23 protein-coding genes and 3 pseudogenes are annotated in these 25,409 nt (G+C 64.5%); 10 read left to right on the top strand and 16 right to left on the bottom strand.

The genetic code is table 11. The features are described from left to right. Positions 1-23: 23 nt before the first annotated feature. The 4 genes and pseudogenes from JNC62_RS07530 to JNC62_RS07545 all read right to left on the bottom strand — a co-directional run bounded on the left by JNC62_RS07530 (position 24) and on the right by JNC62_RS07545 (position 2,110). Positions 24-203 carry a hypothetical protein gene (locus tag JNC62_RS07530; protein WP_374837468.1) on the bottom strand — a complete coding sequence of 60 codons (180 nt, stop codon included), beginning with the start codon at positions 201-203 and terminating at the stop codon, positions 24-26. A 180-nt stretch (positions 204-383) separates the two neighbouring features. After that, positions 384-782, bottom strand: a pseudogene (locus tag JNC62_RS07535) (IS3 family transposase); the annotation flags it as partial. A 223-nt stretch (positions 783-1,005) separates the two neighbouring features. Continuing rightward, positions 1,006-1,692 (bottom strand): hypothetical protein, encoded by a 687-nt coding sequence (locus tag JNC62_RS07540; RefSeq protein ID WP_374837470.1) that lies wholly within the window; start codon positions 1,690-1,692, stop codon positions 1,006-1,008. A gap of 112 nt (positions 1,693-1,804) precedes the next feature. Next, a complete protein-coding gene (locus JNC62_RS07545; protein WP_374837472.1) occupies positions 1,805-2,110 on the bottom strand; it encodes an acyl-CoA dehydrogenase family protein in 306 nt (101 codons plus the stop codon). Between the two features lie 97 nt (positions 2,111-2,207). Between JNC62_RS07545 and JNC62_RS07550 the strand changes: the two genes are divergently transcribed. The 3 genes and pseudogenes from JNC62_RS07550 to JNC62_RS07560 form a co-directional block, all read left to right on the top strand. After that, complete coding sequence (locus JNC62_RS07550) at positions 2,208-2,981, top strand: FAD/NAD(P)-binding protein (RefSeq protein ID WP_374837474.1); 774 nt, start codon at positions 2,208-2,210, stop codon at positions 2,979-2,981. A 9-nt stretch (positions 2,982-2,990) separates the two neighbouring features. Further along, the gene (locus tag JNC62_RS07555) at positions 2,991-3,782 is read left to right on the top strand and encodes an FAD/NAD(P)-binding protein (RefSeq protein WP_374837475.1); all 792 of its coding nucleotides are present in this window, start codon (positions 2,991-2,993) and stop codon (positions 3,780-3,782) included. Between the two features lie 149 nt (positions 3,783-3,931). Next, positions 3,932-4,129, top strand: a pseudogene (locus tag JNC62_RS07560) (hypothetical protein); the annotation flags it as partial. Between the two features lie 47 nt (positions 4,130-4,176). On the opposite strand, the pseudogene JNC62_RS07565 reads toward JNC62_RS07560, so the two are convergent. The 3 genes and pseudogenes from JNC62_RS07565 to JNC62_RS07575 form a co-directional block, all read right to left on the bottom strand. Continuing rightward, positions 4,177-4,566: pseudogene (locus tag JNC62_RS07565) on the bottom strand (ATP-binding cassette domain-containing protein); the annotation flags it as partial. Next, complete coding sequence (locus JNC62_RS07570; RefSeq protein ID WP_374837477.1) at positions 4,545-5,513, bottom strand: ABC transporter ATP-binding protein; 969 nt, start codon at positions 5,511-5,513, stop codon at positions 4,545-4,547. The pseudogene JNC62_RS07565 and the gene JNC62_RS07570, both read right to left, overlap by 22 nt. Further along, the gene (locus JNC62_RS07575; RefSeq protein ID WP_374837478.1) at positions 5,506-5,724 is read right to left on the bottom strand and encodes a hypothetical protein; all 219 of its coding nucleotides are present in this window, start codon (positions 5,722-5,724) and stop codon (positions 5,506-5,508) included. The genes JNC62_RS07570 and JNC62_RS07575 overlap by 8 nt, the downstream gene beginning before the upstream one ends. Here JNC62_RS07575 and JNC62_RS07580 point away from each other — a divergent pair. Further along, positions 5,711-5,869 carry a glutathione S-transferase family protein gene (locus tag JNC62_RS07580; protein ID WP_374837480.1) on the top strand — a complete coding sequence of 53 codons (159 nt, stop codon included), beginning with the start codon at positions 5,711-5,713 and terminating at the stop codon, positions 5,867-5,869. The two genes, JNC62_RS07575 and JNC62_RS07580, sit on opposite strands and share 14 nt — an antisense overlap. Positions 5,870-5,952: 83 nt before the next feature. Beyond that, complete coding sequence (locus JNC62_RS07585; protein ID WP_374837482.1) at positions 5,953-7,203, top strand: 3-hydroxybenzoate 6-monooxygenase; 1,251 nt, start codon at positions 5,953-5,955, stop codon at positions 7,201-7,203. 282 nt (positions 7,204-7,485) lie between these two features. Here the strand turns inward: JNC62_RS07585 and JNC62_RS07590 are convergent, their stop codons facing one another. Further along, the gene (locus tag JNC62_RS07590) at positions 7,486-8,115 is read right to left on the bottom strand and encodes a TetR/AcrR family transcriptional regulator (RefSeq protein ID WP_374837484.1); all 630 of its coding nucleotides are present in this window, start codon (positions 8,113-8,115) and stop codon (positions 7,486-7,488) included. Between the two features lie 147 nt (positions 8,116-8,262). Here JNC62_RS07590 and JNC62_RS07595 point away from each other — a divergent pair, with 147 nt between their 5' ends. Then, a complete protein-coding gene (locus JNC62_RS07595) occupies positions 8,263-10,299 on the top strand; it encodes an oxidoreductase (RefSeq protein WP_374837485.1) in 2,037 nt (678 codons plus the stop codon). 150 nt (positions 10,300-10,449) lie between these two features. On the opposite strand, the gene fabI is transcribed toward JNC62_RS07595, so the two are convergent. The 4 genes from fabI to JNC62_RS07615 all read right to left on the bottom strand — a co-directional run bounded on the left by fabI (position 10,450) and on the right by JNC62_RS07615 (position 15,730). After that, entirely contained in the window at positions 10,450-11,232 is a 783-nt protein-coding gene (gene fabI / locus JNC62_RS07600; RefSeq protein WP_374837487.1) for an enoyl-ACP reductase FabI, read from the bottom strand. Between the two features lie 61 nt (positions 11,233-11,293). After that, positions 11,294-12,463 (bottom strand): acetate/propionate family kinase, encoded by a 1,170-nt coding sequence (locus JNC62_RS07605; protein ID WP_374837489.1) that lies wholly within the window; start codon positions 12,461-12,463, stop codon positions 11,294-11,296. Positions 12,464-12,468: 5 nt separating this feature from the next. After that, on the bottom strand, positions 12,469-13,434 hold the full coding sequence (locus JNC62_RS07610; protein ID WP_374837491.1) for a phosphate acetyltransferase: 966 nt from the start codon (positions 13,432-13,434) through the stop codon (positions 12,469-12,471). A 70-nt stretch (positions 13,435-13,504) separates the two neighbouring features. After that, positions 13,505-15,730, bottom strand: coding sequence for a DUF3141 domain-containing protein (locus tag JNC62_RS07615; RefSeq protein WP_374837893.1), 2,226 nt, complete (start codon positions 15,728-15,730; stop codon positions 13,505-13,507). Between the two features lie 364 nt (positions 15,731-16,094). Here JNC62_RS07615 and JNC62_RS07620 point away from each other — a divergent pair, with 364 nt between their 5' ends. The 4 genes from JNC62_RS07620 (at position 16,095) to JNC62_RS07635 (ending at position 20,799) form a co-directional block, all read left to right on the top strand. Further along, positions 16,095-16,547: a YqaA family protein gene (locus tag JNC62_RS07620; protein ID WP_374837493.1), complete on the top strand. Its 453-nt coding sequence runs from the start codon at positions 16,095-16,097 to the stop codon at positions 16,545-16,547. A gap of 88 nt (positions 16,548-16,635) precedes the next feature. Then, positions 16,636-17,010, top strand: coding sequence for a hypothetical protein (locus JNC62_RS07625; protein ID WP_374837495.1), 375 nt, complete (start codon positions 16,636-16,638; stop codon positions 17,008-17,010). A 116-nt stretch (positions 17,011-17,126) separates the two neighbouring features. Further along, positions 17,127-17,582, top strand: coding sequence for a DUF411 domain-containing protein (locus JNC62_RS07630; RefSeq protein ID WP_374837497.1), 456 nt, complete (start codon positions 17,127-17,129; stop codon positions 17,580-17,582). Positions 17,583-17,766: 184 nt separating this feature from the next. Then, complete coding sequence (locus JNC62_RS07635) at positions 17,767-20,799, top strand: aminotransferase class III-fold pyridoxal phosphate-dependent enzyme (protein WP_374837499.1); 3,033 nt, start codon at positions 17,767-17,769, stop codon at positions 20,797-20,799. A gap of 127 nt (positions 20,800-20,926) precedes the next feature. On the opposite strand, the gene JNC62_RS07640 is transcribed toward JNC62_RS07635, so the two are convergent. From JNC62_RS07640 to JNC62_RS07655, 4 genes are read right to left on the bottom strand one after another with little or no spacing between them, the layout of a single operon-like run. Beyond that, on the bottom strand, positions 20,927-22,060 hold the full coding sequence (locus JNC62_RS07640) for a DmpA family aminopeptidase (RefSeq protein WP_374837500.1): 1,134 nt from the start codon (positions 22,058-22,060) through the stop codon (positions 20,927-20,929). 25 nt (positions 22,061-22,085) lie between these two features. Further along, a complete protein-coding gene (locus JNC62_RS07645; protein WP_374837501.1) occupies positions 22,086-23,354 on the bottom strand; it encodes a glycerate kinase type-2 family protein in 1,269 nt (422 codons plus the stop codon). Positions 23,355-23,360: 6 nt separating this feature from the next. Then, positions 23,361-23,678 carry a Dabb family protein gene (locus JNC62_RS07650; protein ID WP_374837503.1) on the bottom strand — a complete coding sequence of 106 codons (318 nt, stop codon included), beginning with the start codon at positions 23,676-23,678 and terminating at the stop codon, positions 23,361-23,363. A 9-nt stretch (positions 23,679-23,687) separates the two neighbouring features. Next, entirely contained in the window at positions 23,688-25,343 is a 1,656-nt protein-coding gene (locus JNC62_RS07655) for a GMC family oxidoreductase (RefSeq protein WP_374837505.1), read from the bottom strand. Positions 25,344-25,409 lie beyond the last annotated feature (66 nt).

The raw sequence follows: 25,409 nt of genomic DNA on the forward strand, positions 1-25,409 counted from the left end.
AGCAGCCCGGTAGCTCGTCAGGCTCATAACCTGAAGGCCGCAGGTTCAAATCCTGCCCCCGCAACCACTGAGACTTGAATATTTGCCCATTCAAGCCGTTTCATAGAAAGCTCCTCCGCAGATGCGTCGAGGAGCTTTTTGCGCTTCTGCTCTGTATCCAGTTCACCGGCACGCAGCTTCTCCAGATAATAGTGACGCGCCAAGGCCTAGAACCGCTTCTCCAGGATCGTCGCCGCTGCCATCGCGGCGAGGATCGAGGCGATCTGGCCGTGGAATGGCCCAGACATGGTTGGAATGGGTCGCCTCCGTGCGGTCGGCCCGGAGCTTGGCCTTGACCCGACGCTTGGGGATGAATAGCCCCGAGTTTGGTAGACACCCTCGGGTTAGATTTTCTGCTGCTTCTCGAACTCGACGGGTGACAGCATCCCGTTTCTGACGTGTTTGCGTTTCGGATTGTAGAACATCTCGATGTAATCGAACACGTCCTGGCGGGCCTCGTCGCGGGAGCGGTAGACTTTCCGGCGTATCCGCTCTCGCTTCAGAAGATTGAAGAAGCTCTCAGCCACCGCGTTGTCATGACAGTTGCCGCGTCGGCTCATCGAGTGAACCAGATTGTGGTGCTAGAGGAACGAGGCCCAGTCCATGCTGGTGAACTGCGAGCCCTGGTCCGAATGGATCAGTACTTTGTCCTTCGGTTTGCGTCGCCACACCGCCATGAGCAGAGCCTGCAATACGACGTCCGTGGTTTGGCGACGCTGCAGTGCCCAGCCGATAACGCGGCGGGGACGTCACCGCGTTCGTTTCGTTTTAGATTGGCCATGTTCATTCGCAGGCTCCTGGTCTCGCCCGAGGGCGACATGCTAATGCCACGATAGAATGGCATTTGCTATTGGCAACTAAATTTATAGATTTTGTGTTATTGGTTGTACTGGCTACGGTACGCCCCAGCTTGGGCGCGGCAGGCAGGATCGAACGGGAGGGCATGGTAAGGAAACTCACCTTTGCCTAGAGGCCTTTCGGGGAGCACCGGTGCTGCTCGAGACGAAGCGCGCCAACTTGTTGAAATAGGTCCGTCATACGAGGCGCCGGCTCCCCCTCCGGCGTCGCCGTCAAAAGCGCCTCGGCGTTCTGTTCGAAGGTCGCCCGAATCTCTCGTGCGGCATCGGCAGCGGCAATGCAGGCCGCAGCGGCGGCAAAATAGGCCTTCGTTCGATGCTGTTCAGTCAGGCCGATCTGCGCGGCGTCGATCGCGCGCCCGGCGTGCTCGGCCGCCGCTTCGGCGGCGGCGAGACGCATCGAAAGGACGCCGGTGGCGTAAGTATCGGGTTCGCTGATGTCCAGCCCACGCCGAAGCGTCCGGCGTCCGGCTCCGATATGGCGGGCCGCCTCGAGCAGCAGGGCGAGCGAATGCGGTACGTCGATGCGATCCTCCTCGGCAACTGCATGGAGCAAGGCTCCGCTGTCGGCGAATACGTCCTTCAACAGGATGTGCTCCGAAGGCGGCTGGCCGATGGCGGACGGCTCGTAACTGTTGGCAACGTAATGCAGCCCGTCGATCCGGGTCGGCAACAGAAGCTGGGCGGCCTTGCCTTCGTCGATCTGCGTCGGTACCAGCAGCCAGTCGGCATGGCGGGTGCAAGGCGTACTGAGCGCCTCCCCCGCAAGACGCCAGCCAACGCCGCTTACCATCATCTTAAGCGGGGCGCCGTTCTCCGGATTGCGGTGAAAAAGCAGCGCTTTGTTGAGCCTGGCGCCGGCCAGTGCTGCCGGAAAGACGGTATTGTGCTGGCCTTCGGTTCCAAAACTACGGATCTCCTCCAGCGCGACGAAATGAGTAGCGGAGTAACTCCGCCAGCGTTGCGGACGTTTCGGCTGCGATGGCGCAGATCTCGACTAGCGCGACGTTCGAAGCGTCGAGGCCTCCATGTTCGGATGGAATCGAAACGCCAAGCAGGCCGGACCGAGCCAGGATCTCCAGACGCGCTTGCTGCGGAATGCCGGCGGCTTCAAAGCCAGCGGCGACCGCGCTCGCAACGATAGTCGCCTCGTCTTCCGCCGCGATGAGGGCGGCGGTGCGGACAGGATGGCCAATCGCTGGTGTCGTGCCCATGTTTGCTCCTCATGCGGTTTCGGAAGGATCGGGTAAAAAGATCATAGTCTATAGAGACTGTATAGAATGATTTTGCTAATTTTCGGCCGATTTGAAGTTGGTCTATGCCGGCTTCACGAAGATCGAGAAGGGTAAGCCGGTCGCCGTCTATGACGAGCATGGAGGCAATCAAGTTCCGGCAGTGGCCGCCTTAACCAATTCCTCTGGAACCCCGCCCCCGCCGTTTTCTCGGGTAGAAAGTAATTCCGAGGTTTCTATAGATTTTGTAGGAAATACCGTAGACTATGCGCAGGCGGCCGGGGCCGGAGGACTATTCATGCATTTGAGCACCGACGTCGCAATCATCGGTTCGGGATTTTCCGCCGTTTCGCTCGGCCTCAATCTTATCGAGATGCTGCCACCGACCGCCAATGTGAGCCTAGTCGGGAGTGCTGCGCGGCAGGGCAGGGGCATCGCCTATTCGACCACTGACGATTCCCATCTCCTGAACGTTCCGGCCGGCCGGATGAGTCTCTTTGCCGACCGTCCGAACCACTTCGTCCGCTGGCTTGCCGAGGTTGGCTTTGCCTGGACAATCGACGACTACGTGCCGCGTCAGATCTATGGCCGATATGTCAGCGATTGCCTGGAGGCGGCGAGGCGACGGACGGCCAACCGAGCTGCACTTTCCCTGGTCGATGCCGACGCGCTTGGCGCTGAAGCCGCAGCCGATGGGAGTCTGGTTTTCCGCCTGAACGACGGTCGCATGCTCACTGCCCACCTTGCCGCGCTTTGTACGGGCGCCGGCACAAACCGTCTCCCAATAACCCCAGACGCGGTCTCCGCGGACGTTTTACCGCTGGTCGTCAACGACCCATGGGCGGCGGCCTAGTGCGAGCACATGCCGAACGACGCGGACGTCGTTTTCATCGGCACCGGCCTCACCATGGTCGACCAATGCCTGCTTCTGAAGCGGCGGGGCTTCAAAGGTACCATGCACGCCGTCTCGCGACGCGGGCTCTTGCCGCAAGCGCATCTGTCGCGCAGGGCGGATCCGGCCGATCCGGTGCTTGTCGCGGGCGAGAGTAAGCTCAGCGACATGCTTCGCAGGCTGCGCGCGCAGGCCGCCGACATGCCTGACTGGCGTGCGGCGATGGACGGGCTCCGCCCCGTCACGCAGGCACTCTGGAAGGCGATGGATGCGGACCAGCGGGGACGGTTTCTCCGCCATGCGGCCGCGTACTGGAACGTGCATCGCCACGGCATGGCGCCGGCGGTGGCGCAAGAGATCGAAGCGCTTCGGAAATCCGGCCAGTTGGTCATACATCGCGGTCGGCCCGGCGCAATCCGAAGTGCAAAACACGGGGTCATCGTGGACGTAGTGGGCGTCAATGCCGTGGCTCTGCCGGCTGGCATGGTTGTCAACTGTGCCGGCCTGGAGCGATGCGTGGTCGGCGCCTCGCCGCTCTTGTCCGATCTGGCCCGCAAGGGGCTCGTTAAGCCCGATTCCCTCGGCCTCGGCATCGCCGTCGACGACGATTCGACCGTCATCACCGACCGGGAGGCGACCGACGGTCGCCTCTATGCGATCGGTCCGTTGACCGTCGGCAGGCATTGGGAGATCTCCGCCGTGCCTGACATTCGCGTTCAGGCGCGCTCTGTTGCCGAACGCATCAGCGCCCGGATCCGCTGATTGACGGACCAATTTCGCAAGTTCGATCTTTTCAAGCAGGAGTGAGCGATGGAGAGGCCTCGCAGCGACAAATTCAACCGCGGTCTTGAGACCCGCCGCGAGGTGCTGGGGGCCGTGACATGCGCTCCACAACAACAGGCCCGCCGCGACTGGCGCGCCTGGACAAGGTATCCCGATACCTGGCGCAGCGGCTGCTGCGGCTGACCCAGGAAATCGGCCATCAAACCAAGGCGTCGCTCGATGAGCGGCAGCGCGAGGCGATTTTGCGCGAACAGATGGCGGCGATCCAGAGGCAGCTCGGCGGCAATGAGGGCCGTGGGCCGGAAATGGCCGATCTCAGCGAGGCGAGGCCGACGCTCGTCAGCAGGTTCTCCACCACCCTTTGCCGGTCGCCGGGGCGGCCGATCGCATGCAGATCGAGCACCATGCGCAGGCTGTCGCCGACGCGGATGCGCGGATCAAGTGCCGCCATGCTGTCCTGGAACACCGGCTGGATGAGCCGGCGGAACTGTGCAATCGTGCGTCCCTTGAGCCGGTAGGGATCCTGTCCGGCCACCGCGACGGATCCGCACGTCGGTTGCATCAGCCGGAGCACGACGCGTGCCAGGGTCGATTTGCCCGATCCGCTCTCCCCGACCACTCCGAAAATGCAGCCGGAGGGCACGGTCAACTCGATCCGGTCGAGGGCGAGGCGCCCATTCGATCTCTGCGGCCAAGCACCGCCATAGGCTGCGCATACATTCTCGAGTCGGATTGCGGGCGTCATGGGATCGGGTTCCAGCATAGCAAGGTAGAGTCATCGAGGGTTCGCTTCGGCGGCGCAGTTGAGCAGACCGCTGTCGCGCGCGGACAGCGCGGTGCAAAGGCGCAGCCGTCAGAAAGCGTCGCCGGATCCGGGGGATGGCCGTCGAGCCGGCCAGTGCGCGTCGGGGCTTCCGGCAGGGCGGCGATCAGGCCGGCAGTGTAGGGATGGCGCGGCCTTGTGAAGACATCAGCAAGCGGTCCGCGCTCGACAATGCGGCCCGCATACATGACGGCGACGTGCTGGGCGATCTGCGCCACCACGCCAAGATCATGAGTGATGAACAGCATGGCCATGCCGTGCCTGGCTTGCAGCGCGCGCAGCAGATCGAGGATGCGAGCCTGGACCGTAACGTCGAGCGCGGTGGTCGGCTCGTCGGCAATCATCAGCTTCGGTTGACGGATCGCCGCGATCGCAATGATCACCCGCTGGCGCTGGCCGCCGGAAAGCTGATGCGGATAGGCCCGATATCGGGCATCCGGCTCCGGCAGTCCGACGGCGGCGATCATCTCCCGTGCCAGCCGTTCGGCGGCGGTCGGGCTGAGTTCGTGATTTGCGGCCTGGGCAGCCTCGGCAATCTGCGGGCCGACGCGCATGACCGGATTGAGGCCCGACAGCGCCTCCTGCGAAACCAGCGCGACTTCGCGCGCCCTAAGGTGCCTCAGGCGCTCTGGCGGCGCGCCAAGAAGCTCTTCGTCCTGAAGGTGGATGCTACCCTGCATCGAGGCGGCGGAGGCGACAAAGGGTGGCGCGTGAAGGCCGAGGATCGATTTGCCGAGCGCCGATTTTCCGGATCCGCTCTCGCCGACAAGGGCGGTGACCTCGCCTGCGGCAAGATCGAGATCGATGCCTCGAAGGACCGACACGTCGCCGCGCGCGGTGCCAAAGTCCAGTCGAAGGTTGCGGATGGAGAGGAGTGTTTCAGCCATTGCGCCACTCGTCGACATGATCACGCAGGGCATCGCCGATGATCTGGAACAGCAGCGTGATGGCGACGATCACCAGCGCCGGCACGCCCGAAATCCACCAGGCGTTGACGAGATGGTCGCGTCCGTCGCCGATCATGCGGCCGAGCGAGGCGGTGGGCGGCTGGACGCCGACGCCGAGAAAGGAAAGACCCGCCTCTTTGCTGGCCGACATCTGCCTGATCCCCCAGCTCGCGTCCGCGACGCGCTTCAATGTCGACATTTCCGACCTGACCCGGCTCGCGGAGATCCGGGCGGCCTGCAACGCGCTGGATGCGTTCACGCGCGCCGCGCCGGACGCGCAGCCCGACGCCGAATAGCGAAGCTTCGCCGGGGCGACAGGCCCCGGCACTGAACCCGCTCCTGCGGAGTGAGCAAGAATGATCCCAGAGGAGGAGATCACATGCCTCAGACCCATCCCATCCTGATCGCCGGCGGCGGCATCGGTGGACTGGCCACCGCCATCGGCCTCGCCCATCGTGGCTTTCGCACCCTCGTTCTGGAAAAGGCACCGGAACTCGGTGAGATCGGCGCCGGCATTCAGCTCGGCCCCAATGCATTCCACGCGTTTGATGCGCTCGGCGTCGGTGAGATCGCGCGCAACATGGCCGTCTATGTCGACAGCCTCCGCCTGATGGATGCACTGACGGCGGAGGAAGTGGCCAACATTCCGCTCGGAGACGCCTTCCGGGCGCGTTTCGGCAATCCCTATGCCGTAATCCATCGCGGCGACCTTTTCGGTGTCTTCCTGCGCGCCTGCCAGGACCATCCCCTGGTCGTGCTGCGCACCAATGCGGAAGTGGTCGACTACGATCAGGACGCTTCCAGCGTGACGGCCATTCTCGCCAATGGCGAACGGATCGCCGGGCATATGCTGATCGGGGCGGACGGCCTGTGGTCGAATGTCCGCAAGCGCGTTGCAAATGACGGGCCGCCGCGCGTGTCCGGCCATACCACCTACCGTTCGGTGATTCCCACCGAGAACATGCCGGAAGACCTGCGCTGGAACGCCGCCACGCTCTGGGCCGGCCCGAAATGTCATCTGGTTCACTATCCGCTATCGGACTGGAAGGTCTTCAACCTCGTCGTCACCTACCACAATGATGCGCCCGAGCCCGTTGCCGGCCTGTCGGTCAGCCATGAAGAGGTGATGCGCGGCTTCCAGCACATCCATCCCAAGGCGCAGCAGATCATCGAGCACGGCCAGAACTGGAAGCTCTGGGTGCTCTGTGACCGCGATCCGATCACCAAATGGCAGGACGGCCGCGTCGTGCTGCTGGGCGACGCCGCCCATCCGATGATGCAGTATTTCGCGCAGGGCGCCTGCATGGCGATGGAGGATGCGGTTTGCATCGGCCTCGAGATCGAGGCGGCCGCCGGCGATCCTGAGCGGGCGATCAGCGGCTACCTCGCCAAGCGGCAGATGCGAACTGCTCGAGTCCAATTGCAGTCACGGTGGATTGGCGAGAATATCTACCACCCGGCGGGCGGGCACGCTGAGCTTCGTAACACAATCATGAAGGCGAAGTCCCCGGTTGATTGGTATGACACCCTGCAGTGGCTCTATGGAGGCCCTCAGCACAACGCAGGAGAACAACATACAATCTCGCTACAAACGGAAAACCTTCCACAGCGAGCCGCAGGCCATCGCTGACTTGCTGCCCAAAGAGGGGGCCCGACGGCAGTTGGGTCCCTGGCTCTGTGGACTCAGGCCCCGCCAACCAACGACACTTGAATATTCGAACATTCAAATCGCTTGATACAAAGCTCCTCCGCGTAAGCGTCGAGGAGCTTTTGCGCTTGGCACACGTCTCGACCCCGTTGGCTTCCAGCTTCTCCACAAAAACCACATGCACCCGGTGAGGACGCGGCGTTTAGCCAGCCCGGCCGCCCGATCACGCCGGTGCTCAAATCCGAGCCCGTTTCCACCCTGAGCTCATACCGGCTTGAAGCCATGCCGGGCGAAGAAGCGCGCCAGTTCCCTCTGCTGGGGAACCTGACCGGTGTAGATCGCGATGTATTCCGGGATGCGCTTCATGCGGAGCGCAAGATCCTCCTCGGACTGCATCGAGATGTATCCGATCTGGACGAGGTAGGTGGTTCGTGCGCGAACGTCCGCAGCTGCTTCATCATAGTCGAACCGCATGAACATGCGCGACAGCGCTTCGAGCCGCGCCTGGTCGGCGTCTTGAACCTGTTGGAGGATGTCGGGCGATTGCAGTGCCCAGCTGCGGACGGCAAACTCGAACTGGGAATCGAAAAGCTCCTTGTTCAGCCAGCAGTCGAAGACGTTCAGCATCGCTTCGGCGAGCGATTCCGCGTAGGCCTCGGACCGCTTCACAAGATTGCCGGTGTTCTTCTCCCTCCAGCGCGCGATCAGCGCACTCAAAAGCTCCTCGCGGTCCTTGAAGAACCAGTAGAAGCTGGTCCGGGAGAGATTGAGCCGCTTTGCGAGCGGAAGGATCTTCACCGAATCCACGCCAGATTCCAGCAGGCAATCATAGGCCGCTTCCAGCCATCCCTCGTGAGAGCCCCGCCAGCCGCTATCGCTCGTCGCGTGTTCCATGAGTGCCTCGTAGCAAATCCAGCGCCCCGCCGAAAGCAAAATGTACAATTTTGTCTATTTTGCGTACCTTCATGTTATCTTGAATTGACGCTTATGTACATTTTCGCTTACCGTCGTTCCAAAGTCGCTTAACCCGGAGCCCGCCGCATGTCGAATGATCCCCTCCTTCAGCCGTTCCAACTGAAGCATTTGACCCTTCGCAACCGCATCATCGTCACGTCGCACGAGCCGGCCTATCCGGAAGATGGCATGCCGAAGGGGCGTTACCGGGCCTATACCGTGGAACGGGCAAGGGGCGGTGTGGCGCTGACAATGACGGCCGGCTCCGCCGCCGTCTCGAAGGACAGTCCGCCGGTCTTCAACAATCTGCTCGCCTACAAGGACGAAATCGTTCCGTGGATCCGGGAAATGACCGATGCCGTGCATGAAACGGGTGCGGCGATCATGATCCAGCTCACCCATCTGGGCCGCCGCACGCGCTGGGACAAGGGCGATTGGCTGCCGGTGGTGGCGCCCTCTCACCATCGCGAGGCGGCGCACCGGGCCTTCCCCAAGAAGCTGGAAGACTGGGACATCGAACGCATCATCAAGGACTTTGCCGACGCCGCCGAGCGCATGAAGGCCGGCGGCATGGATGGCGTCGAACTGGAGGCCTACGGTCACCTGATCGACCAGTTTACCTCGCCCCTTACCAACGAGCTCGATGGCCCCTATGGCGGTTCCCTTGAGAACCGCATGCGCTTCTGCTTCGACGTGTTCAGGGCAATCCGCAAGCGGGTGGGCGACGACTTCATCCTGGGCGTTCGCTATACCGCGGACGAATGTCTTCCGGGCGGAACCGACAGGGCGGAGGGGATCGAGATCTCCAAGCGCCTCAAGGAAAGCGGCCTGATCGACTATCTGAACGTCGTCCGCGGCCATATCGATACCGATGCAGGCCTCACCGACCTTATTCCGATCCAGGGCATGGCGAGCGCGCCGCATCTGGACTTCGCCGGCGAGGTTCGCGCAGCCACCAATTTCCCGACCTTCCACGCGGCGAAAATACAGGACGTGGCGACCGCACGCCACGCGATCGCCGCCGGCAAGGTCGACATGGTCGGCATGACCCGCGCCCACATGACCGACCCGCACATCGTGCGCAAGATCATGGAAAAGCGAGAGGACGACATCCGCCCCTGCGTCGGTGCGAATTACTGTCTCGACCGCATCTATCAGGGCGGCCTGGCCTTCTGCATCCACAATGCGGCAACCGGCCGCGAGGAGACGATGCCGCATCAGATCGCCAAGGCCGAGGTCCGCAAGAAGGTGGTGATCGTCGGTGCCGGCCCGGCCGGGCTCGAGGCCGCGCGCGTGTCCGCCGAGCGCGGCCACGAGGTCGTGGTGTTCGAGGCTGCGAACAATCCCGGCGGCCAGATCCGGCTGACGGCGCAGAGTGAACGCCGGCGCGAAATGATCAGCATCATCGACTGGCGCATGAGCCAGTGCGAGAAGCTCGGTGTCACCTTCCGCTTCAACACCTGGGCAGACGCCGCCACCGTCACGGCGGAAAACGCCGACGTCGTCATCATCGCCACGGGCGGCCTGCCGCACACCGAGGTTCTGTCGAAGGGCAACGAGCTTGTCGTTTCCGCCTGGGATATCATCTCCGGCGACGTCAAGCCCGGCACGAACGTGCTCGTCTATGACGATGCCGGCGACCACGCCGGCCTCCAGGCCGCCGAATTCATCGCCAGGGCCGGCGGCAAGGTCGAGATCATGACGCCGGACCGCGCCTTCGCGCCGGAAGTCATGGCGATGAACCTCGTGCCCTACATGCGCTCGCTGCAGAAGCTCGACACGACCTTCACCGTCACCTATCGGCTCGAGTCGGCGGAAAAGAGTGGCAACCAGATCATCGCCCATATCGGCAGCGACTACGGCGGGGTATCCAAGCAGCGCACGGTCGACCAGATCGTCGTCAACCACGGCACCATTCCGCTGGACGACCTCTATTTCGAGCTGAAGCCGGGCTCGAAAAATCTTGGCGAAGTCTCCTATGACGAACTGATTTCGGGTGAACCGCAGACGGTCGAACGCAACCCGGAAGGCACCTACCAGCTCTTCAGGATCGGCGATGCGGTTGCTGCCCGTAACACGCATGCGGCGATCTACGATGCGCTGCGCCTTGCCAAGGATATCTGACGATGGCTCCGGGCCGCGGTCGTGCGGCCCGGGCCGGCCGGGATGCGTGGCTTGCAGCGCTTTCCGTCAAGGCTGATCACGTCCCCAACCTTGGCCGAGCATCCTGTTCACCTCGCGTGCTCGGCGCAGCTCTTGCCGGTCTCACCGCGCTCAGTCGATGATGTGATACCCGCCATCGATATAGAGGGTCTCTCCGGTGATGAGCCGGGCGGCGTCATGGGCGAGGAAGGCGGTCGCCATGCCGACGTCATCGATGCTCACCAGGCTACGCGCCGGTGCGGTTTGCTGCGCCTTGTTCAGCAGTTCGTCGAACTGCGGAATGCCGGAGGCGGCGCGCGTGGCGAGCGGCCCCGGCGAAATGGCGTGCACACGGATGCCTTTCGGACCGAGTTCCGCCGCCAGGTAGCGCACGGCGCTCTCCAGTGCGGCCTTGGCAACGCCCATGACGTTGTAGTTCTTCACCACCATCTGGCTGCCGTAATAGGTCATGGTGAACAGCGTCCCGCCGTTCTTCATCAGCGGTTCCGCCAGGTGGGCCATGCGGATGAACGACCAGCAGGAGATCTCCATCGTCGTGAGAAAGCCGTCCCGCGGCACGTCGACAACGCGTCCCTGCAGCGTGTCCTTCGGCGCATAGGCGATGGAATGGACGAGGAAATCGATCTTGCCCCAGTCCTTCTCGATGCGGTCAAACACCGCCTCCATCTGGCCGGGCACGGCGACGTCGAGCGGCATCACGATCGGTGCCGCCAATTCGCGCGCCAGCGGTTCGACATGCGGCCTGGCCCTGTCGTTCAGGTAGGTGACGGCAAGTTCGGCGCCGAGCGCCCGGAATGCCCGCGCACAGCCCCAGGCGATCGACTGGTCGTTGGCGATGCCGACGATCAGGCCCTTCTTGCCCGCCAACAATTGTGCCTGCACATGTGGGATCATCTGCGCCTCACCGTTCGAGAAGTGCCAGGGTGCCACGCGGCACCTGCAGACTGCAATGTTGTCAACCGAGCAGCGCCAGCGTGTGGCGGGCGACCATCAGTTCCTCGTCGGTCGGGACGACAAGGAGCCGCACCTTGCTCTCCGGCGTGGAAACATCGAGCTCGCCGGCGAGGTTCCTCGCCGGATCGATCCGGGCGCCGAGCCATGCGAGCCGTGCTGCGATCCGCGCGCGCATCGGGGGCGAATTTTCCCCGATGCCTGCCGTGAAGACGAAGGCATCCAGTCCGCCGAGCGCGGCGGCCAGCGATCCGGCATGCAGGCCGATGCGATGGACGAAATGATCAAGGGCAAAGGCCGCGCGAGGGTCCTTGCTCTGAAGCAGCATCCGCACGTCGTTGCTGATCCCGGACAGCCCCTTCAGGCCCGAATCCTTGTAGAGCAGCTCCTGTACCTCTTGTGCTGTCATTCTCCGTTGCTGCAGCAGGTAGAGAATGACGCCCGGGTCGATCTGTCCGCAACGCGTGCCCATCGGCAATCCGTCGAGGGCGGTAAAGCCCAGCGTGCTCTCGATGCTCTTGCCGCCGAAGATCGCGCACATCGAGGCGCCGCTGCCGAGATGCGCCACGACCACCCGGCCATCAGCGACTTGCGGGGCGACCTCGCGCAGCTTGCCTGAAACGTATTCGTACGACAGGCCGTGGAAACCATAGCGCCGGATGCCCTCGGCGTAGAAGCGCTCGGGAATGGCGTAGTGGCTCGCCACCTGGCTGTGTTCCCGATGGAACGAGGTGTCGAAGCAGGCGACCTGGGGCAGGTCCGGTCTGCGGTCGAGGATCGCGCGGATCGGGGCAAGGTTGTTCGGCTGGTGCAGCGGGGCGAGCGGCACGTAGCGTTCCAGCCTGGTCAGTACCTCCTCGTCGATCAGCACCGGCCGGTCGTAGTCGGGACCGCCGTGAACGACCCGGTGGCCGACCGCGGCAAGGCGGCCCTCGTGGCGCTCGCGCAGCCAGGCACCGACAACCCGCATGGCGGTGGGCAGGTCGGGCACGTCGGATTGCGCGTGGGCTTGATCGGCGAGAGCCTGTCCGTCGCTGCCCTTGATGCGCAGCCGGGGTGCCGTACCGATGCCCTCCAACTGCCCGCGCAGCAGTTTTCTCGGGCCGTCGCCGATGGCGAAGACCTCGAATTTCAAGCTGGACGAACCCGCATTGACGACAAGGATGGTGTCCATGGGCCTCACCCGTGCTTGACGGCGGCGGCGCGCAGGCGCGCGGCGGCGAGCAGGACGGCCACCGCGCAGGAGGCTAGGCGGGTGCGGAGCGAGTCCGCCCGCGACGTCAGGATGATCGGGACCCGCGCACCGAGCACGATGCCGGCCGCATCGGCTCGGGCCAGAAACGTCAGGTTCTTTGCCAGCATGTTGCCCGCCTCCAGATTGGGCACGACGAGAATCTGTGCATGACCTGCCACCGGCGAGGCGATTCCCTTGATCTTCGCGGCTTCCCGGTCGATCGCGTTGTCGAAAGCGAGTGGCCCCTCCAGAAGACCGCCGGTGATCTGACCGCGTTCGGCCATCTTGCAGAGTGCTGCGGCATCGATGGTGGATGGAATCTTCGAGGTGACCGTCTCGACGGCGGAAAGGATCGCCACACGCGGCGTCCCCAGCCCGACCTGGACGAACAGGTCGATCGCGTTTTGCACGATGTCGCGCTTGGCATCGAGGTCGGGGGCGATGTTGATCGCCGCATCCGTGACGAAAAGCGTTTCGGGATAGGTCGGCACGTCCATGACGAAGACGTGGCTTATCCGTCGTTCGGTGCGCAGCCCGGTGGTCGAAGAGGTGACGGCGCGCATCAGTTCATCGGTGTGGAGGCTGCCTTTCATCAGCAGTTCGCCCTTCGCCTCGCGGATCAGTTCCACCGCTCTGGCCGCCGCGGCATCGCTGTGCGGCACGTCAAGGATTTCGTAGGCGCTGATGTCGAGGCCGTGCGCTTTTGCGACCGCGTCGATCTTGTGAGCCGGACCGACGAAGGTCGGTATGATCAGGTCCGCCTCGGCGGCCGCAATCGCGCCGCGCAGTGACGTCTCGTCACAAGGGTGGACGATGATCGTGCGGGCGGAAGGTGCTTCCTTCGCCCGTGCGATCAGGCGCTCGTATTTTTCGTGCGTGCCCTGCGGTGGGGTGCTGTCGATTTCCGTCATGGGTCCGACCCCGTTCCTCATTGTTCCCGTTCGCGCATATGCCGCGGACGCCAACCCGACCGCCCGTGATTCAATGCCGGATCATCTTCATCCGTGCTGCCTTGGCCGAGGCTTGCTCGACGGCCGTCAGCTTGCCGTCGGGCAAAAACAGCCGCGCGATCGTCTGCCAGCGCCGTTCCGCCTCGCCGGTCAGTTCACCGCGTGCGCTGACGACCGTTCGGACGGCGGCAAGGCCCTTCTGGCGCTCTTCCGGATCGGCCGGCAGCAATTTCGGAATCGCCGCCAGTGCTCTTTCCTCGTCGATCAGCAGCATCAGGAACTGGTCGCGGATGAGGGACTTGAATTCACTGAGCGTCAAACGGGGCAGGGCGTCTTCCGTGGCGCGCAGGCGGCGGATGGCGGCGAAGCCGCGTTCATCGGCGCCGCCACGCGCCATCGACACGTAGAGCAGGGCGCGCGCCAGGCACTCGCGCATCCCCCCTTCGTCAATACGCCCCTTCAGATCCTCTCTGTGCGCCTGAAGGATCGTTCGGTGCAAGCCCGTCTTGCCGGCCTTGCGCTGCGGCATATCGCTTGTGGGGTCAATGCCGACCGAAGCCTGGAGCAGCGGTGAGCCGTAGACGGAGAGGAAGGTTGCTTCCGAAACAGCTTCCACCCACTGTCGCCAGGCGTCGAGACCGGCGACGATCTGACGGGAGGCGACCTGTTCCAGGGCAAGCAACGGATTGTCGGCAGAGACGGGCCGGCGCTCGCTTGTCGCCTGCACGGCCAGATCGGCCACGGTCGCCATCAACGGGTTGGCATCGGAGAGGATGTCGTACTGGAGCCGCAGGGGATGAAGCCTGCGCAGCCACTCCCCAAATCCGTCCGGCAAGAGATCGCGCAGGAATGGCTGCACGAATGTTCGATAGAGCGCCAGATTGGTCTCGGAAACCCTCGCCGCGGTCGCAAAGCGGCGATCATCGGCGGCGTCGTTGCCACCAGGCGCGCGGATGTCGTCGAGCGTCCGCGCCTCGCACCGCATGATCCAGTCGCCCGCCACCAAGTCGGCGTTTCTGGTTTCTTCGGTCCGTGGCTCGAAGATCGCCTCGTAAAGGCCGGGCGGCAAGGCATCGATCAGGTCGATGTTGCCGGCGAACTCGCCGTGTTCCTTGCGCGCAACGCCACCCGACACGAAAATGCCGAGATGGCCGACGCTTTCGTGCACGGTATAGACGATCGTCTGCCCGTGGGCGCGGATTTCGTCGACGTCGTCATAGAGATCGAGGATCCAGCCGAGCGCTTGCTGCGGCGGGGTTATGTTGTCGCCCTTCGAGCAGAACACGACGATCGGCGCTCGGATGTTCCGCAGATCGACCGTCGATCCGTCTGACGTCTTGATGCGGCCGGCTGCCAGGTTGTTGCCGACGAACAGTTCGTCGACGATGAACTGGATCTCTTCGGCGTTGAGATTGACGTGCCCGCCCCACCACTCTTCAAAGCCGAGGTAGCGCGGCGCCTCGGTATCGATCTTGGAGTAGAGGTTGTACTGCTTGCTCCAGAGCGTATTGGCCGGGTTCTGGTTCTCGAAGTTCTGCACCAGCCAGGCGCCGTCGAACTTGCCCTGGCCAAGGTCACTGGTCAGTGCGGTCAGCCAGCTGCCGCCAACCAATCCGCCGCTGTAGCGCATTGGGTACCGGCCGCGCACCCCCGCCCAGTAGGACAGCGGCGCCCCCGCGATGATGATCGAGCCGAACAGTTCGGGTCGAAGGGCTGCCAGCATCATCACCGCCCAGCCCGCCTGGCAATTGCCGATGACGCAGGGCTTGGCATCTGCATCCGGATGCAGCGCGATGACCTTCTCCAGGAAGATCGCCTCGGCCCTGGCGATGTCCTCGATCGTCTGGCCAGGGACGGGCTCCGGAAGAAAGCCGATGAAGTAGCAGGGATGGCCGGCGCGCAGCGCGACCCCGATCTCGCTGTCGGCCTTGAAGCCGCCGATGCCCGGGCCGTGTCCGGCCCTGGGGTCGATGACGACGAACGGGCGGCGGGTCCGATCGACCTCCGTCCCTTCAGGCGGCACGATCCGGACGAGGGCATAGTTGACGGGCCGCTCCAAGGTTCGGCCATCAATCAGGATTTCCGGCGTATAGCTCAGAACATGCGGCGCCGTCTTGGCGGCATGGGCGTGGTACCGGTTGCCACGCTGGCGCATGACATCCCAAAACAGAATGCTTCGCTGCGCTGCATCCACGGCATAGTCGAATGCCGCTCCCCATGGGCCGAACTGGGAGGTTAGCACATCTTTTGCCTGCATCGTCGAAGGACTGCTCATGCGTAACTCCTTCATTCGCGCCGTGGTTGCTGCGTTGCGATGCAGCAATCAATCTATAAAAAGATGCAATTTTCCAATTGTATTGCCTGTGCTCCAACTGTTTTTCAGCGCAGAGTGTGTATCGGACTCTAGTCGACTGACAGGCTACGCACCACTCGGTCGTGCAGGCAAGAAAAGATTTCATGACAATCATGTTTCTTTTTGGGCCACGATAAAATCGCCGTGGCTGCCAAGGTCGGGTCGAGGCGGTCGACGCACCCTTTGGCCGGTATGACCGCCACCGGTTTGCCCGGCAAACCGAAGCATGAGACAAGGGGCGCGTTTGATGGGATGCGGAAACCACGTGATGACCAGCCTGGGCGCCTTTGTCGGCCTGTTTCTCGCGGCCTTCGGGGCCGCGACGGTGCTGCCGTTTCAGTCCGAACCCGTCCTGGTCGGCCTGCTGGTGTCGGGACAGTTCTCCATTCCCAGCCTCGTTTTGGTGGCAAGCCTAGGCAACGTCGCCGGCGCGGTGTGCAACTGGTTCCTCGGACGGTTCATCGATCGGTTCGGTGACCGAACGTGGTTTCCGGCAAAGCGGTCTTCGCTCGACAGGGCCGGCAACTGGTATCGGCGGTACGGCCGCTGGTCGCTGTTGCTGTCGTGGATGCCGTTGTTCGGTGATGCGCTGACCGTCCTTGCTGGCGTTCTGCGGGAGCCGCTGTGGTCCTTTCTGCTGCTGGTGAGCGTCGCCAAAACGGGGCGCTACGTTGCCTTGGCCGCCGCGACGGTCGGCACCCAGTCGGCGCTTGGATACTGAAACAGCGGTAACGGGCGCGGTTGCGGCCGTGCGTCGCAATGCGGGCTGCCCGCTTCCAACCGGATCCGCCACGTGCCATTCTGCACCCATGTCTGCAATCGCGATGCTGCGACGAATTTGCCTGCTGCTGGCCCTGCTCGGGATCGCGTTCGCTCCCGTGTATGCGGCTGCGGCCGCGCCGGCCATGATGGGCATGTTCGGGATGCATCAAAGCGTGGCGCCCGGGATGGATGCCGCCATGGAGAAGGACGACTGCTGCCGCAGTGAACTCCCGGCGCAGACACGCGGCTGCGGCGGCCTCTGCCCTCTGGCGTTGACCTGCTCCTCGCCGGCCATGGCCTGCGAGAACCTGTCGAGCTGGATTGTTCGACGCGTGCCGCGTGTGGTTTTGCATGGGCCTCTGCACGACCAGCAACGGTCGTCCGCCGTCGTTGAGCCACCCACGCAGCCTCCCAGGGTCTGAACACATCCTCTTTGAGGAATATCGGCTGCATCCTCCACATGAACTGGATCAACGATCCTGGAGACCAGCCGGACGCAACGGCTTGACCCTATCTCCGATACAGGATGGAGAAAACAATGAAGAGAAGACAATTCCTCTGGTCCGTCGCCGCGGCCGGAGCGATCGCAATGGCTGGATCGGCACGCGCTGGCGGCGAATCAATCCTGGTCTACAAGGATCCGAACTGCGGCTGTTGCCAGGCGTGGGCAGACGCGATGAAGGCGGCAGGGTTCTCGGTGAAGATCGAGAATGTCGACGATCTCGGCGCGATCAAGCAACGGTTTGCGATACCAGCGCAGTTGCAGGGCTGCCACACCGCGATTGTCGCGGGGTACTATCTCGAGGGCCATGTGCCCCTCGACGCCGTCAGCCGCCTCCTTGCCGAACGCCCCGCCGTCGTCGGGCTTGCGGTGCCTGGGATGCCGAGCGGATCGCTGGGCATGGGGGATGATCCCGGTGCCTCCTATGACGTTCTGGCCGTGAGCAAAGACGGATCAAGCCGGGTCTATCAGGAAGTCCGGCCCAAAGCTTGATGCTCGAACGACCCTCATACGGGGAAAAACGCTGCCGGCGGCGGGATATCGTCGCCGGCAGCGCGCCGACAGAGGCGGTCCTATTCACCGAAAAACGTTGATATCCAAATATCTCTGCTCGAAGGCGGCGTTGAGCATGGCTAGGGTGTGCAGAATTGCGCAATGACGGGGAGGGGACAACGGAATGACGGACGCAAAGAACGAACTCAGCCACGAGGCCGAGGCGATAGACGCGTTGCTTCGCGACAACTATGGCATGGCAGGCGAGGTGACGGCCCTTCCTGGTGAACACGACCTCAACTACCGCGTCCGCGTGACGAGCGGCGAGGCGTTTCTGCTCAAGCTGCATGCTCCAGGCGCGCCCCTTGAACTGGCAATGCAAATGGCCGTCCTCGATCATCTTGCCCATGTCGCGCCGGAACTGCCGGTCTCGCGCGCGCTGCCCGACGTGAACGGCGCCGCGATCACCGCGGCGCTTGTGCGCGGGGAGCGGGTCGCGCGGCTGCTGACCTGGCTGCCCGGTGAAGTCTGGTCGCGCTCTGCGGCACGTGGCAACGAGAGCGTCGAAACGCTCGGCCGCCTGCTCGGCGAACTGGACCGGAGCCTCGAGAGCTTTAATCATCCCGCTGCCGTTCGCCACTACGCCTGGGATATCGGGCGTGCCGGGATGCATCTGGAGAACGTCGGTCTCATCGAGGACGCCGAACGGCGGAAGACCGCCCGCGGCATCCTCGAGCGCTTCGGCACGGATGTGCTTCCGCGCCTCGAAACCTGCCCGCGACAAATCATCCACAACGACGCCAACGACTATAACGTCCTGCTCGACGACAAGGGGCGCGTCAGCGGCCTGCTCGATTTCGGCGACATGGTCGAGACATGGCGCGTGATCGAGATCGCCGTGGCCGGCGCCTATGCGCTGATCGGCACGGCCGATCCCGTCGAGACGATCGCCCGGCTCGCGGCGGCCTATCACGCCGTCAACCCGATCGGCGAGGTCGAGGCGGAACTGATCTTCGATCTCGTCTGCACCCGCTATGCGGTCAGCATGTGCATGGCCGCAAGACAGATCCGCGACAATCCGGAAAACACTTATCTGCTGGTCAGCCAGGACGACGTCTGGCGTGAATTGCAGCGGCTGCAGCGGGAAAACCGGTGCGTTGCCATTGCCCGCATTCGCGACGCCTGCGGCTTCGCGCCGATTGCGCATGCGCCCCGGGTCGAACGCTGGCTGGAGCGCAATGCGCATACGTTCCATCCGATCGTGCGCCCCGCCATCGCCCGGCCGAAGGTGCTGGCTCTGGACCTCACGGCTCATGGGCCGGATGCGCAGGCCTGGGCAACACTCGACGCCGCCGGCGCCGAGGCGCTGGTCGATCAGCGTGTGGCCGAGCACGGCGCCGATTTCGCCATCGGCCTCTACGGCGAGGACCGCGTCATCTACAAGGGCGACGCCTTCGAGACCGCCTCCCCGGGCGCCCGCCGCACCGTGCATCTCGGCGTCGACATCTTCGCGCCGGCCCACGAGCCGGTGCACGCGCCGTTTTCGGGCAAGGTCGCGTTCATCTATGACGACGCGGTTCCCTTCGGCTTTGGCCCGACCGTTCTGCTCGAACACGCAACCGACGACGGCGATGTCTTCTGGACGCTCTACGGCCACCTGTCGCGCGACAGCGTCGCAAGGCTGTCGATCGGCCAGACCATAGGCGCCGGCGAGGCGTTTTGCGCCTTCGGTGCGGCCTCTGAAAACGGCAACTGGTCGCCGCACCTGCATTTCCAGATCGTCACCGACCATCTCGGTCTTGAGGCGCGGATGCACGGCGTCGGCGTGCGCAACCAGTGGCAGGTCTGGCGCGCCATCAGCCCGGATCCGAGCGTCATTCTCGGCTATTCCGTGCCCGCCTCGGTGATCGTCGCGCGCGACAAGAGTTTCCTCGTCCGAGAGCGCCATCGCCGTATCGGCCGGTCGTTGAGCATCGCCTATTCGGACGCCCCGCTGAAGATCGTCGGCGGCGAGGGTACCTACCTGATCGACGAGGACGGCACGCGCTGGCTCGACATGGTCAACAACGTCTGCCACGTCGGCCACTGCCACCCGCGCGTGGTCAGGGCGGCGCAAACGCAGTTGGCCAGGCTCAACACCAACTCGCGCTACCTGCACGATTCTCTGGTCGAATATTCGCGCAGGCTGGCGGCGCTGTTTCCCGATCCGCTCAATGTCTGCTTCTTCGTCAACTCCGGCAGCGAGGCGAATGACCTGGCGATCCGCCTGGCGCGCGCCTATACCGGCAACCGCGACATCATCACTGTCGACCACGCCTATCATGGCCATCTGACGAGCCTGATCGACGTCAGTCCCTACAAGTTCGCCGGCAAGGGCGGGGAGGGGAGACCGGCACATGTGCGCGTCGCGGAGATGCCCGACCTCTATCGCGGCCGCTTCCGCTACGGCGACGAAAGCGCCGGTCGCAAATATGCCGAGGACGTGCGCAACCAGGTGGCAGCACTCGCAGCGGAAGGGCGCCGGCCGGCGCTGTTCTTCAGCGAGGGCATTCTCGGCACCGGCGGGCAGCTGACCCTGCCGGCCGGCTATCTGAAGGAGGCCTATGCCCATGTGCGCGCCGCTGGCGGCCTGTGCCTGGCCGACGAGGTGCAGGTCGGCTTCGGCCGGGTCGGCAGCCACATGTGGGCGCACGAGACGCAAGGGGTGGTGCCGGACATCGTCACCATGGGCAAGCCGATCGGCAACGGCCACCCGATGGCCGCGGTCGTCACCACGGAGGCCGTCGCCGCGGCCTTCGCCAACGGCATGGAATACTTCAACACCTTCGGCGGCAATCCCGTCTCGGCCGAGATCGGCCTTGCGGTGCTCGACGTGATCCGGGACGAGCGGCTGATGCACCACTGTCGCGTCATCGGCGACCGGCTAATGGAGGGCGCCCGGGAACTGGCCACACGCCATCCGATCATCGGCGACGTGCGCGGCCACGGCCTCTTCAACGGCATCGAGCTGGTGCGCCATCGCGAGACGCTGGAGCCCGCCGCAAGCGAGCTTGAAGCCGTCATCGCGCAGATGAAGCGGAAGCACCGCATCCTCTTGAGCAGCGAGGGACCGCACCACAACGTGCTGAAAATCAAGCCGCCGGCGCCCTTCAGTGCTGAGGACTGCGATTATTTCCTCAACGCGCTCGACGACACGCTCGCCGCCTTGAGTAACTGACAAGATCCACGATCCATCCGTCCGCGCTTGGTCGGAGGGATCGTGGTGTAGCGAGCCCACAGTTCACCCCGTCCCGCGGGCCAACGCGACCCGAAGACATTAGCGTCGTCAAATGCTGGGCGGAGTTCTACCGCGTCATGCGCCCAAATTTGCGCATCACATTGGCCAGCAGATCGTGCGGAATCGCCTCGATCAGGAAGCGGTCATGGACGGTTCCGCCGAGCGTTTCGGCTGCCAGCATGGCGTTGACGATCGCCTCGTCGACGCTGTCGACCGCCGCCAGGTAGACCGGGTCGAGCTGCTCGTCATTGACGATTTCGAGCTTCAGGAGCGGCGGCGCGCGGTGGGCCATCGGTTGCGGATTGGCAGTGGAGAAGGCGAGAAAGATGTCGCCGGAGCTGTTGCCGCCCGGCGTGCCGTTGCGGCCGATGCCGATCGCCGCGCGCCGCGCCAGTCTCTTCAACTGGTGCGGTGCCATAGGCAGGTCGGTGGCGATGACGACGATGATCGAGCCGCGCTCCTGCATCTGGCTTTGCGGGGTTCCGTCCTTCATGTGCTGTCCGACGGGAACGCCGCAGATCGTCAGCCAATCGCGCTGGCCGTGATTGGCCTGAACCAGGGTCCCGATTGTGTAGTCCTCACCGCCGAGGGAGACAATGCGTGACGCGGTGCCGGTGCCGCCCTTGAAGCCGTAGGTGATCATGCCGGTGCCGCCGCCGCAGTTTCCCTCCTGCACCGGACCGGCGGCCAGGCTGTTAAGGGCGGCAAACACGTCGGCCTCGGTTAATGGCAGACCATTGATGTCGTTGAGGACGCCGTCGTAGGTCTCGGCGATCACCGGTATCAGCCAGAGAAAATCGTCGCTGTCGTAGGTCGAGGCAAAGCGCTCGAGCATCCACTTGACGGTCGCGTGGTGGGTCATGCCGACGGCGTGGGTGTTGGAGATCATCACCGGTCCGACGAAAGTGCCGCCATCCTCGATCCAGTGGGTTCCCGTCATTTCCCCATTGCCGTTGAAGCGATGGATGCCGGCATAGACGGGCACCGGGGTGGGCGAACCCGCATGGGGCAGAATGGCGGTGACACCGGTGCGGACGGGGCGCTTCCGTCCCGGCCGCGGCGTGTCCTCCACAATCGTACGGAAGCCGACTTCGATCCCGGCCACGTCGGTAATGGCGTTGTATTCGCCCGTGCGGCCGGAGAAGGGCAGGCCGAACGCGCGGGCGCGAGGCTTGGTGGTTTGCAGGTCGTTGGGAGCCATGGTCATTTCCGTCCGGAACAGGAGATCAAAGGACCAGTATCGCCCGGAAATCATTAACATTCGTGCCGGTTGGCCCGGTCGTGAAGATGTCGCCGATCGCCTCGAAGGCGGTGTAGGCGTCGTGGCCGAGCAGGCGCGCGCGCGGATTTTCGCCGGCGGCTCGCATGCGAGCGACCGAATCACCGTCCGCGAAAGCCCCGGCATTGTGCTCCGAACCGTCCCGGCCATCGGTGTCGGCAGCAAGGGCATGGACATCGGGCAGCTCGTCGATGGCGACGGCGAAGGACAGCAGGAACTCGCTGTTGCGCCCCCCCTTGCCATGGCTTCCCTCGCCGATCGTCACCGTCGTCTCGCCGCCAGACAGGATGAGGACCGGCACGCGGAAGGGACGGTTGCGGCTGCGCACCTCGCGGGCGATCGCAGCATGCATCAGGCCGATGTCGCGCGCTTCGCCCTCGATGGCATCCGACAGGATGACGCTCTCGATCCCGGCGGCGCGGGCGCGGTCGGCTGCGGCTTCCAGCGAGACACGGGCAGACGCGATGACGTACTGCTCATGATTGCCAAAGGCCGGATCGGCCGGGCCGGGGGCGGCCGCGGCGTCGGACGCCAGATGCGCCATCACCCGCTCGGGCAGGGACATGCGGTACTGGCGGACGATCTCCAGCGCATCCCCGGGCGTCGAAGCGTCCGGAACGGTCGGGCCGGAGGCGACATGGGCCGGGTTGTCGCCGGGAATGTCGGAGACGATCAGGCTGATCACTTTAGCCGGGGCTGCGGCATGAGCAAGCCGGCCGCCCTTGATGCGCGAAACGTGCTTGCGCACGACGTTCATCGCCGAAATCGGCGCGCCGGAGGCGAGCAGCGCGCGATTGACGGCGATCTCGTCCTCAAGCGTGAGATCGCCCGCCGGTGCGGGCAGCAGCGACGAGCCGCCGCCGGAGACCAGCGCGATGACAAGGTCGTCCGCGGTGAGGCCCCGGACCGCCTGCAGCAGTCTTGCAGAGGCCGCCAGTCCCGCCGCGTCCGGAACCGGATGGGCGGCCTGCAGCACCTCGATCTGCCGGCAGGCGGCGACGGGACCGTGCTGGGCGACGACCACCCCCTCGAGAGGCCCCTCCCACAGGGCCTCCAGCGCCGCCGCCATCTGGCTTGCCGCCTTGCCGGCGCCGACGACGACCGTGCGGCCCTTCGGCCTTTCGGGAAGGTGCGCGCAGATTGCAACAAGCGGGTCGGCCGCTTTGACGGCTTCGTCAAAAAGGCAGGCGAGGAAGGCGCGAGGATCGTCGATCATGCGCGCTCAATCCTCGGTTTCGAGGTCATAGACAAGGATGCCCTTGGCGCCCTCGAGCGCGGCGGCGACGATCTTGGCTCCGGTCTTGCGGTGCTCCTCGTCGGCCAGATAGGCGTCACGGGCGAAGCTGTCGTCGAAATCGACGATGAAGCCGTCGGAAAAGCCCTTGTCCATGCCGACTTCCGGGCTGACATTCGTACCCACATGCACCGCCAGCAGGCCGGGCAGCCGGCCCTTCAGCGCGGCGATCTCGTCGAAGATCTCGGCCTTCTGTGCGTGCGAGATGGTGGGCTTGAAGCGGATGAAGACGCAGTGCCGGATCAAGGCGGGCTCCTATCGGACCTCGGCACGGGCGCGCGGCCGCGTGTCGTTTCGTTCATGGGCGAAAATCTGCGGCGGAAGCGGCTGAAAGTCACGGATTATGTCAGCCCCCTTTTCGCCGACCATGATCGTCGGTGCATTGGTGTTGCAGGATGGCACCCGCGGCATCACCGAGGAGTCGCAGACGCGCAGGCCTTCCAGCCCCCGCACCTTCAGGTCGAGTCCGACGACCGCATCCGGCCCGGTGCCCATCTTGCAGGTGCCGACGGGATGGTGGTCGGTCTTGGCGTTGGCGCAGCCATAGTCGAACAGGTCCTCGTCGGTGAGGCATTTCGGGCCGGGCAGCCGTTCGGCCAGCACGAAGGGCTTCAGCGCCGCCTGCTGCATGATCTCGCGGGCGATCTTCAGGCCCTCGATCGACATCTTGCGGTCGTGCGGGTCGGCCCAGTAGTTCGGGTCGATCAGCGGGGCGGCCGCCGGATCGGCCGAGGACAGCCGCACGGTGCCGCGGGAGCGGGGGTGCAGATAGGCGGAGTTCAGCGTGACGCCGGCGTTCTTCAGCTTTTCCACGCCGGCCTCGATGCCGGAGCCAAGCCCGAGGTGGAACTGGATGTCGGGGGAGCGGGCATCGGGATCGGCATACCAGAAGCCGCCGGTCTCGAAGAGCGAGGAGGCGACGGGGCCGGAGCGAAACAGCACGTATTGCAGCCCGGCCCAGAGCGTGCGGTGAAGCTTCGCCACGTTGTCGTAGGTGTGGTCGCCGGTGCATTCGGCGATGACGAACAGGTCCAGGTGGTCCTGCAGGTTGGAGCCGACGCCGGGAAGATCGTGCTTCACGTCGACGCCGACCTCTCTCAGGTGGTCGGCCGGGCCGATGCCGGATTGCAGCAGCAGCTTCGGCGAGCCGATGGCGCCCGAGGAGACGAGCACCTCGCGTTCCGCCCGGATCGTCTCGATGCCGCGACCGGTGACGACCTCGACGCCGACTGCGCGGGTGCCCTCCAGCACGATGCGGGCGACGCGGGCGCCGGTGCGGATCGTCAGGTTCTTGCGCTTCCTGATCGGCGAGAGGTAGGCGAGCGAGGCCGAGGAACGCCGGCGGTTACGCTGGGTCAGCTGGTAGAAGCCGACGCCGGCCTGCTGGCGGCCGTTGAAATCGTGGTTGTAGGGAATGCCGAGCTCCTGGCCGGCGCGGATATAGGCGTCGCAGATCGGCAGGCCGGAGACCGGCATCGAGACCCCGAGCGGGCCGCCATAGGCATGATAGTCGTCGGCGAAGCGCTGGTTGTCTTCGGCGCGCTTGAAATAGGGCAGCACCGAGCGGTAGTCCCAGCCCTCGCAGCCGTCCTCGCTCGCCCAGAGGTCGTAGTCGGCGGCGTTGCCGCGGGTATAGAGCTGCGCGTTGATCGAGGAGCCGCCGCCGATCACCTTGGCTTGCGTATAGCGCAGCACCCGGCCCTTCATGTGCTTCTGCGGCACGGTCTCCCAGCCCCAGCTGGCCACGCCCTTGGTCATCTTGGCAAAGCCCGCCGGCATGTGGAACAGCGGGTTCCAGTCGCCGCCGCCGGCCTCAAGCAGCAACACCCGCACGCTTGCATCCTCGCTGAGGCGGTTGGCGAGCACGCAGCCGGCCGGTCCGGCGCCGGTGATGATGTAGTCGTAGGTCATGCACGTTTCCTCAGAACGTTTCGGTGCCGCGGCGCGATGGGAGTTGCCCCTCATCCGCCTGCCGGC

It is taken from the genome of Mycoplana ramosa (assembly GCF_041930185.1).
Taxonomy (GTDB): Bacteria; Pseudomonadota; Alphaproteobacteria; order Rhizobiales; family Rhizobiaceae; genus Mycoplana; species Mycoplana ramosa.

Excerpts from the sequence above, each read along its gene's own strand:
- JNC62_RS07625 (WP_374837495.1), top strand. The coding sequence starts at position 16,636 with ATGTCTGCAATCGCGATGCTGCGACGAATTTGCCTGCTGCTGGCCCTG.
- JNC62_RS07585 (WP_374837482.1), top strand. The coding sequence starts at position 5,953 with ATGCCTCAGACCCATCCCATCCTGATCGCCGGCGGCGGCATCGGTGGA.
- JNC62_RS07610 (WP_374837491.1), bottom strand. The coding sequence starts at position 13,434 with ATGACGGAAATCGACAGCACCCCACCGCAGGGCACGCACGAAAAATAC.
- JNC62_RS07620 (WP_374837493.1), top strand. The coding sequence starts at position 16,095 with ATGACCAGCCTGGGCGCCTTTGTCGGCCTGTTTCTCGCGGCCTTCGGG.
- JNC62_RS07555 (WP_374837475.1), top strand. The coding sequence starts at position 2,991 with ATGCCGAACGACGCGGACGTCGTTTTCATCGGCACCGGCCTCACCATG.
- JNC62_RS07540 (WP_374837470.1), bottom strand. The coding sequence starts at position 1,692 with ATGATGGTAAGCGGCGTTGGCTGGCGTCTTGCGGGGGAGGCGCTCAGT.
- JNC62_RS07605 (WP_374837489.1), bottom strand. The coding sequence starts at position 12,463 with ATGGACACCATCCTTGTCGTCAATGCGGGTTCGTCCAGCTTGAAATTC.
- JNC62_RS07630 (WP_374837497.1), top strand. The coding sequence starts at position 17,127 with ATGAAGAGAAGACAATTCCTCTGGTCCGTCGCCGCGGCCGGAGCGATC.
- JNC62_RS07615 (WP_374837893.1), bottom strand. The coding sequence starts at position 15,730 with ATGCAGGCAAAAGATGTGCTAACCTCCCAGTTCGGCCCATGGGGAGCG.
- fabI (WP_374837487.1), bottom strand. The coding sequence starts at position 11,232 with ATGATCCCACATGTGCAGGCACAATTGTTGGCGGGCAAGAAGGGCCTG.
- JNC62_RS07655 (WP_374837505.1), bottom strand. The coding sequence starts at position 25,343 with ATGACCTACGACTACATCATCACCGGCGCCGGACCGGCCGGCTGCGTG.
- JNC62_RS07575 (WP_374837478.1), bottom strand. The coding sequence starts at position 5,724 with ATGTCGGCCAGCAAAGAGGCGGGTCTTTCCTTTCTCGGCGTCGGCGTC.
- JNC62_RS07545 (WP_374837472.1), bottom strand. The coding sequence starts at position 2,110 with ATGGGCACGACACCAGCGATTGGCCATCCTGTCCGCACCGCCGCCCTC.
- JNC62_RS07635 (WP_374837499.1), top strand. The coding sequence starts at position 17,767 with ATGACGGACGCAAAGAACGAACTCAGCCACGAGGCCGAGGCGATAGAC.
- JNC62_RS07595 (WP_374837485.1), top strand. The coding sequence starts at position 8,263 with ATGTCGAATGATCCCCTCCTTCAGCCGTTCCAACTGAAGCATTTGACC.
- JNC62_RS07640 (WP_374837500.1), bottom strand. The coding sequence starts at position 22,060 with ATGGCTCCCAACGACCTGCAAACCACCAAGCCTCGCGCCCGCGCGTTC.
- JNC62_RS07645 (WP_374837501.1), bottom strand. The coding sequence starts at position 23,354 with ATGATCGACGATCCTCGCGCCTTCCTCGCCTGCCTTTTTGACGAAGCC.
- JNC62_RS07590 (WP_374837484.1), bottom strand. The coding sequence starts at position 8,115 with ATGGAACACGCGACGAGCGATAGCGGCTGGCGGGGCTCTCACGAGGGA.
- JNC62_RS07570 (WP_374837477.1), bottom strand. The coding sequence starts at position 5,513 with ATGGCTGAAACACTCCTCTCCATCCGCAACCTTCGACTGGACTTTGGC.